Source organism: Paenisporosarcina sp. P5_A11 (assembly GCF_056400705.1).
In genome coordinates, this window is record NZ_JBFUKT010000152.1 from 1 (window position 1) to 8,121 (window position 8,121).

Genomic DNA, 8,121 nt, shown 5'->3' on the forward strand with positions numbered 1-8,121 from the left:
ATATAAAGATGAGTTTGAACAGATGTCTGAAAATGTGGCAGGTTATTTAAACACAAGTAACAATCCCTCGTTAAAAATTCATCAATTGCCTTGTTACTTGTGTTTAAATAACCTGCCACATTTTCAGACATCTGTTCAAACTCATCTTTATATAAGCCCACCGATTCAATGATTGCTTTGTTTTTGCTAAAATATCGCTCGTGATTCTTAACGGAAATAATTTCAAAGAATTTAGTGTGACTCTTTTGATAACTATCTCGTAGAACTTGTTCGTTTTCAACGAAACCTATTGTAGCAACATTTATTGATAACAAAAAAATTCCAGAACCTTTAATTAATTCTTCTGGTGCGTTGGGGCTAGAAATTTGGTATTGATGGTTATCAATAAGGATTAGCGGCATTTCGTAAATAAATAAGAATACCGAAAAAATTACAGAAAAAACAAATGGCGGTTTTGAAATTGCTGTTTTCCTAATAACCAATGAGAAAAAAAGGATTAGTATACTCATTAAAAACAATACGTTTACAAAGAAAAAACCCGAGATAAAATTTATAAGATATAAAAAAAGTTCAATAAAATAAACAAGCGTCATCGCCACAACTGGAAAATTCGTATGTCTATTTTTGAATTCATACTTCATTCGACCATCTCCTATTTCAAATTCGTAACTGCTTTACAATTGAATCATCTTTAATTAACTAACCTACCCATGGAGTTTTATTACTATTTGAATAGATCTTCCTCTCTCAATATTTAGTCGATTCAAAATTTGCAAATTATTTAATATTTATATTAACATAAATAACCAATTACCTTCCAATTAATTTCAAATTTATTCGATATGGTAAATACCTCAATTAAGCAGTTTTTTAACAAAAATTGCATCTCTGGCATCTTAATAAAGAAATCCTAATATTGAAAATCAAAAAAAGTAGCGAAGTGACATCGTCACTAGCTACTTTGTAAATGCCTATGTTAAAGAATGTTGTTGATACTGAAGAACAAACGAAAGAGTACATTCGCGCCACAGGAACGAAGGTTAAAAACGCCACGTCCTGCTCCTGCGGTTACTCGTCGCAAAATGCAATGCGAGAAATTTTGTGGCAACACCTTCATGACCCACTTCCTGTGGGCCCAAGAATGAGATCCACAAGTATGTGGTTTTCATACTTGTCGGCCCATGCGGAACGTACGGCTATCGCATATGTACGATAAACAACCGTTTAGTTTAATAGAGCCTATAAAATAAATCCTTTTATAGTCAGCATTTATTTCTTAATTAAAAAAACAGCTCCGCGGATGCGAAGCTGAATGTTATATCTTATGATTCTAATAATAAATCTTCAGGGTTTTCGATTAATTCTTTTACAGTTTTTAAGAATCCAACTGAATCTTTTCCGTCAATTACACGGTGGTCATAAGAAAGTGCCACATACATCATTGGACGAATTTGAACTTCGTTACCAATTGCAACCGGACGTTTTTGGATTGTGTGCATTCCAAGGATACCTACTTGTGTACCATTTAAGATTGGAGTAGACATAAGAGAACCGAATACGCCACCGTTTGTAATAGTAAATGATCCACCAGTCATATCTGAAATTTGAAGTTTTTTGTCGCGTRCTTTTTTCGCTAATTCACCGATATTTGCTTCAATTTCAGCAAAGTTTTTGCGGTCAGTATCACGAACGATTGGCACAACTAAACCTTCTTCAGTAGAAACAGCGATCCCAATATCATAGAACTGTTTAAGTAGAACTTCGTCTCCTTCAAGTTCTGCATTCACATAAGGATATTTTTTCAAAGCAGATGTAACTGCTTTTGTGAAGAATGACATAAATCCTAAACGAACATCATGATCTTCAAAGAATTTATCTTTTTTGCGAGCACGTAATGCCATAACATTTGTCATATCAATTTCATTAAAAGTAGTTAACATAGCTGTTGATTGTTTAACTTCTAACAAACGTTTTGCAATTGTTTGACGACGACGAGACATTTTTTCACGAGTAACACGACCATCATCTTCTTTTGGAGCAGCAGTAGCTTTAGCTGCAGCCGGTGCTGATGGTGCTTGTTTTGGTGCATTTGAATGTGATTCAACGTCTTGCACACGTACGCGACCCATTGGATCAACTGTAGAAATCGCATTTAAATCAATGCCTTTTTCACGAGCTAATTTACGAGCTGCTGGACTTGCGATCGTACGGTCCGTTGAAGATGTTTCTTCTTTAGCAGTCGGAGCTGGTGCAACTTTTTCAGCTTTTGGTTGTTCTACATTTTTAACAGGTGCATCCGCTTCAGCAGGGTCTGCTTCAACCGGATTCTTAGTTGTATCACCACTACCAGAACCTTCTCCGACAACAGCAATAACTTGACCAACTTCAACTGTATCTCCTTCAGCAAAAAGTAGTTCTTGAACAACTCCTGCTTCTTCAGATATTACTTCCACGTTAACTTTATCTGTTTCAAGTTCAACGATGAATTCACCTTTTTCAACTGAATCACCTACTTGTTTTAACCATTGTGCGATAGTTCCTTCTGTAATCGATTCTGCTAATTCTGGTACTTTAATTTCTGCCACTATATTTTCCTCCTCTAATCAATCGGTCTTTAAAGTGAAACTGCTTCTTCTATAATGCGAGTTTGCTCAATTTTGTGAGCTTCGCCATCGCCTTCAGCTGGACTTGAACGCTTAACACGGCCAATATATCTTACACTCTTCGCTCCTGCTAAATCACGTAAATATGGATCTGCAAAAGTCCAAGAACCCATGTTTTGTGGTTCTTCTTGTACCCATGCAATTTCTTTCGCATTTGGAAAACGTCCAACAATCGCTTGAATTTTTTCAGAAGGGAATGGATACAATTGTTCAACACGAACGATGTGAAGATGATCAAAATCTTTACCATCTTTTACTTTATCAGCTAAATCAATTGCCATTTTTCCACTAGCTAGTATAATTCGTTCCACTTTTTCAGTTTGATTGCCTAGACCAGGTTGCTCTAGAATTGTTTCAAATTGACCAGTTGCTAGATCTGCTACTTCTGCGCCAACAAGCGGGTGACGAAGCAATGATTTTGGTGAAACGATAATTAATGGTCTCATCGTTTCTTCTCCAAGCATTTTAGCTTGACGACGTAAAATGTGGAAGTAGTTTGCAGCACTTGAAAGATTAGCAACTGTCCAGTTATTTTCTCCTGCCATTTGCAAGTATCTTTCTAAACGAGCACTTGAATGCTCTGGCCCTTGCCCTTCATAAGCGTGTGGTAGTAACATCACCAATCCGGATTTTTGGCCCCATTTTGCTCGACTAGCAGAGATAAACTGATCAAACATAACTTGTGCCATATTTGCAAAGTCTCCATATTGAGCTTCCCAAATAACTAACGCTTTTTCATTCTCTAAGTTATAACCAAATTCATACCCTAAAACAGCAGCTTCAGTTAATGGACTATTATATACAACGAATGATGCGTTTGCGTCCGAAATATGATGAAGTGGAACAAGCTCTGCCCCAGTTTTTTCATCATGCAGCACAAGATGTCTATGGGCAAATGTCCCACGCTGAGCATCTTGTCCAGTCAGTCGGATAGGATTTCCATCTTGTAAAATTGAGCCTAGTGCTAATGTTTCTGCATGTGCCCAATCGATTTTCCCTTTACCTTTGAAAGGTTCTTCACGACGTTTAAGAATCTTTTCAAGTTTCTTGAATGCCGTAAATTCTGATGGCCATGATAATAACTCAGCATTCATTTTCACTAGTGTATCTTCTTTTACACCAGTTTGAACTTCTGGATACCCATTTAATACAACTTCAGGAATAACAATATCTTGATGCTCAGCTTCAGGCACTTCTCTTACACGGTCGAAGGCAGCTTGCATTGTTTTTTGAATGTCAGTTTGAAGCTTTTTCACTTCTGCGTCTTCAACAACTTTTTCCGACACTAATTGTTTACCATACAGTTCACGTACCGTTGGGTGTTTGTGAATCGCGTGATACATAGTTGGATTAGTTACTAACGGCTCATCCATTTCATTGTGACCAAATCGACGGTAGCCGATTAAATCTATTAAGATGTCTTTGCCGAATTTTTCACGATATTCAAATGCTAGTCTAGCTACAGCTATTACCGCTTCAACATCATCAGCATTGACATGTACTACAGGTACTTCGAATCCTTTAGCTGGGTCAGAAGAATAATGTGTCGAGCGAGAATCATAATATTCTGTTGTAAAACCAATCATATTATTAGCAATAACATGAATGGATCCACCAGTTTGATAACCACGCACACGACTATAGTTTAATGTTTCTGTTACGATGCCTTGCCCTGGGAAAGCAGCATCCCCATGAATTAATACAGAATATGCAGCTTTTGGATCTTGAGCAGCTACACCTGTTTTTGATGTAACTTCTTGAGCGGCACGAGTTTGACCTACAACTACTGGACTAACTACTTCTAAGTGAGAAGGGTTATAAGCTAGTTTTACTTTCAAACCAGATTTTGCTGTATGTGTAGCTCCCATGTGATATTTCACATCGCCGAACCATCCTGTAGTAATCTCTAATGAATCATCTTGTGGTAAAAATGATTCGTTTGGAACATGAGCAAAATCTGCAAACATCATGTCATACGGTTTATTAATAATGTGTGTTAAGACATTTAAACGTCCACGATGAGCCATACCAATTAATATTTGCTTAGTTTGTTGTTTTTCAGATTGGCGAACCAATTCATCAAGAAATACGACTAATGTATCTAATCCTTCGATTGAAAAGCGTTTTGCGCCTACGAATGTACGGTGAATGAATTTCTCAAAACCTTCAATTTCAGATAAACGTTCAAGCAATGCTTTACGTTCTTCTGCCGATAATTCAACTTTCATCGATGATGACTCAATTTTAGACTGAATCCATTGACGTTCCTGTGGATTAATAATATGAGCAAACTCATATGCAATCTTATCGGTATAAAATGATTTCAAATACTCGATTGCTTGTGAACCGTTTTGAATATTACTTGGTGCATTTTTCATTAATAAAGAAGCTGGGATCTCTACAAGATCAGCTTCTGATAATCCATATGATGAAGGATCTAAACGAGAAGAATCTTTTGGACGATCGTTTAGTGGATAAATATCCGCAGCTAAATGACCATGAGCCCGAATAGCGTCTGCTAACTGAACAGCCGCTAATACTTTCCCAAAGTTATTTGGATCTACCTGATTAGCTGCAGAAAAATCGACAGCGTTTTCAGTCGTTGTTGGTGCACCATACTCTTCAAACAATACGCCTAAATCTGCATCTACAGATTCTGGCGATTTCAAATACAAATCGTACATTTCTAATACATAACCTAAGTTTGGACCTGATAATTTAGTCCATGGTGACCCGTTCGGTGTCCCTTTTATTAACATTAAGAAAACCCTCCAACTTATTGCCAAGCGGCATTTCCTATTTCTTTTTATACATACTATAATATATTATCACGTTGTAACCTGATATCAAAGGAATCAAGCATGATGAAATGCAGAACTTTTTTTCCATTTCAATCTTACTCCTATCCATAGAAAATACAATGCTTTTCGGTAAATTAAGCAAACTTTATCTTAATGTCGAAATAACTCGTATTATAGACAAGGAATATTCATTTTATAAGTGGGAAAACCATAGAAAAAGTAGAGCCTTTGTCCGTTTCACTCGCCACAAAAATTGTTCCCCTAGCATTTTCCATAAGCATTTTCACAATACTCAAACCTAACCCACTTCCACCTAAGTCTCTAGAACGAGCTGCATCGACTCGATAAAAACGATCAAAGATTTTAGATTGGTCTTTAGGAGAAATCCCAATCCCCTCATCTTGTATAAGAACAATGACTTTCTCTGGTTTAATTTCGTATGAAATAGATACATGTGCTGGCTCTTTACTATATCGAATCGCATTTGTTAAGATGTTACGAATAATTTGATGGTAGGCATTCGATGAAATTTGGACGTTTAGTACTTCTTGAATTGGCAAATTATGATTAATATGGACGGTTGGGTGTACTTGGATGATCTCTTCTATTACTTCTTTAGTGTGTTTTACTATATTAGTAGGAGGACGATCTTTCATCTGCTCTCCTCGGGCTAATTCCAGCATTTCGTCAATTAATGACTTCATTTGATTTACTTCACGTAAGGATATTTCCAAAGATTCTTTTAAAATCACAGGATCATCCTTTCCCCATCTGTTTAACAAAGCAAGATGTCCTTCTACCACTTGTATAGGTGTGCGTAATTCGTGTGAAGCATCTGCCATAAATTGTTGTTGCTGTTCAAAAGATGACTTTAACTTACCCATCATACTTTCATACACGGTAATAAGTTCTCCAATTTCATCCTTCGCATGATAATCTATCGATAAATCTTTTTCAAATCCATGTGCAGCAACATCATCCATGGATAATTTTAAATCTTTAAGAGGCCTTAGTAAATATGTAGCCAATATATATCCTATCCATCCTGATAACAACAAACTACACACACTAAAAAGCAACATGGCAGTGAGAATATAAGTCATCATTGACTGGAATCCTTTTAAAGGGTGTTCAAGCTGAACGTACCCAATAAATTTACCAAGCTGAATATTACCTATGGCTGAAATGGAAGAAGATTTGTCCGTATCAAGCGAATAGCCATTGTCGGGCAAGTCAATTTCATCAAATGCAGGAAAAGTCGATGTATTATTGATTTGTAACAACTCAATACCATCAGCATTAAGTAAACGAACAGTTTGGTCTTTATCAATAATAGACGTCATTAATCCTTTATTTGATTGAATATCCTGTACAGTTAAAAATGGACCTTGAGATTCGAAAAAGCTGGTTAAGTCACTCATAGTTTGATTTACTTCTTGTTCTTCTTGTTGATACAACCATCCTTTTAACGCAATGTATAAGATAATACTCATTACTGCAAAACTTATGAAAATGACGGCTCCAGAACTTATTGCCCATTTCTTTTTCAAAGATTGAGATGCAATTGACTGATTCCACTGATTCATTCTTGTCATTCGCGCATCACATATCCGACTCCTCTAACCGTTTCTATGTAACTTGCTGCTTTTGGTGGTAACTTCGAACGCAAATGACGTATATATACATCAACCACATTTGTTTCGATATCAGCTAAATAGCCCCAAACATTTTCCAAAATCAAGTCTCTGGTAACCACCCGGTTTTTTTGTTGTATTAAGTAAACAAGTAAATCATATTCAGTTTTTGTTAAGTCTATGCTATTTTGGTTTACTTCGACACGGTGTGCACTTGTATGAACAGTAATGTCTTTAAATACTAACAGTAAAGTTTCTTCATTTTCTTGGCTAGTTCTTCTTAAAACTGATCTAATCCTAGCTAGTAATTCTTCGATAGCAAATGGTTTTACGATGTAATCATCAGCGCCTGCATCAAGACCTGCTACCCGGTCCATTACAGCATCTCTTGCTGTAATCAATAAAATAGGAAGTTGTGAGAACGAGCGAATTCTACGACATACTTCAATACCATTTAGCTCAGGTAACATGACATCAAGCAAAACGACATCGAATTCGAGAGATCTCGCCGCTTCTAACCCTTCTCTTCCAGATATATAATGAACGACTTCGAATCCCTCGTGACGTAACTCTAGTTCAATAAACCTGGCAATGTTCTTTTCGTCTTCTACAAGTAAAACACGGTTGCCCATTTTCCTACCTTCTTTCTTGTTCTCAAAAAAACGCTCCATTAATAGGAACGGCTTTCGATAAATCACTCTAGATAAATAAGGTGTTGATTTTTCCCTATCCGCTTTACTTCGTATAACGCTGAGTCTGCTTTTTCTAATAACTCGTCAATAAATAATCCATGCTCTGGAAAAAAAGATATTCCAATAGAAGTAGTTGGCGTGAAAATATTTTCTTTAATGGTCCATCCTTTTAGCAAGGTTGTTTGGATGTTTTTTATTATTTGGTTTATTTCATCAAACCTTATTTCAGGTTGATTAGATAAATGTGTAAGTAAAATAACAAATTCATCTCCACCTATACGAGAGACTAAATCATCTGGACGTACACAAGCTAAAAGGGCTTTTCCAAACA

6 protein-coding genes are annotated in these 8,121 nt (G+C 36.4%); all 6 read right to left on the minus strand.

Annotation, left to right across the window (positions count from 1 at the left end; genetic code table 11):
* Positions 1-641: hypothetical protein (locus AC1DOS_RS15720; RefSeq protein WP_477538256.1), on the minus strand; the 641-nt coding region annotated here is incomplete at its 3' end.
* Between the two features lie 681 nt (positions 642-1,322).
* Positions 1,323-2,585 (minus strand): 2-oxoglutarate dehydrogenase complex dihydrolipoyllysine-residue succinyltransferase, encoded by a 1,263-nt coding sequence (odhB, locus tag AC1DOS_RS15725; RefSeq protein ID WP_477538257.1) that lies wholly within the window; start codon positions 2,583-2,585, stop codon positions 1,323-1,325.
* A gap of 29 nt (positions 2,586-2,614) precedes the next feature.
* Entirely contained in the window at positions 2,615-5,422 is a 2,808-nt protein-coding gene (locus AC1DOS_RS15730; RefSeq protein ID WP_477538258.1) for a 2-oxoglutarate dehydrogenase E1 component, read from the minus strand.
* Positions 5,423-5,652: 230 nt separating this feature from the next.
* The gene (locus AC1DOS_RS15735) at positions 5,653-7,059 is read right to left on the minus strand and encodes a HAMP domain-containing sensor histidine kinase (protein WP_477538259.1); all 1,407 of its coding nucleotides are present in this window, start codon (positions 7,057-7,059) and stop codon (positions 5,653-5,655) included.
* On the minus strand, positions 7,056-7,730 hold the full coding sequence (locus AC1DOS_RS15740; RefSeq protein ID WP_477538260.1) for a response regulator transcription factor: 675 nt from the start codon (positions 7,728-7,730) through the stop codon (positions 7,056-7,058). The genes AC1DOS_RS15735 and AC1DOS_RS15740 overlap by 4 nt, the downstream gene beginning before the upstream one ends.
* 62 nt (positions 7,731-7,792) lie before the next feature.
* The coding region (locus AC1DOS_RS15745) for a diguanylate cyclase domain-containing protein (protein WP_477538261.1) at positions 7,793-8,121 on the minus strand (329 nt) is incomplete at its 5' end.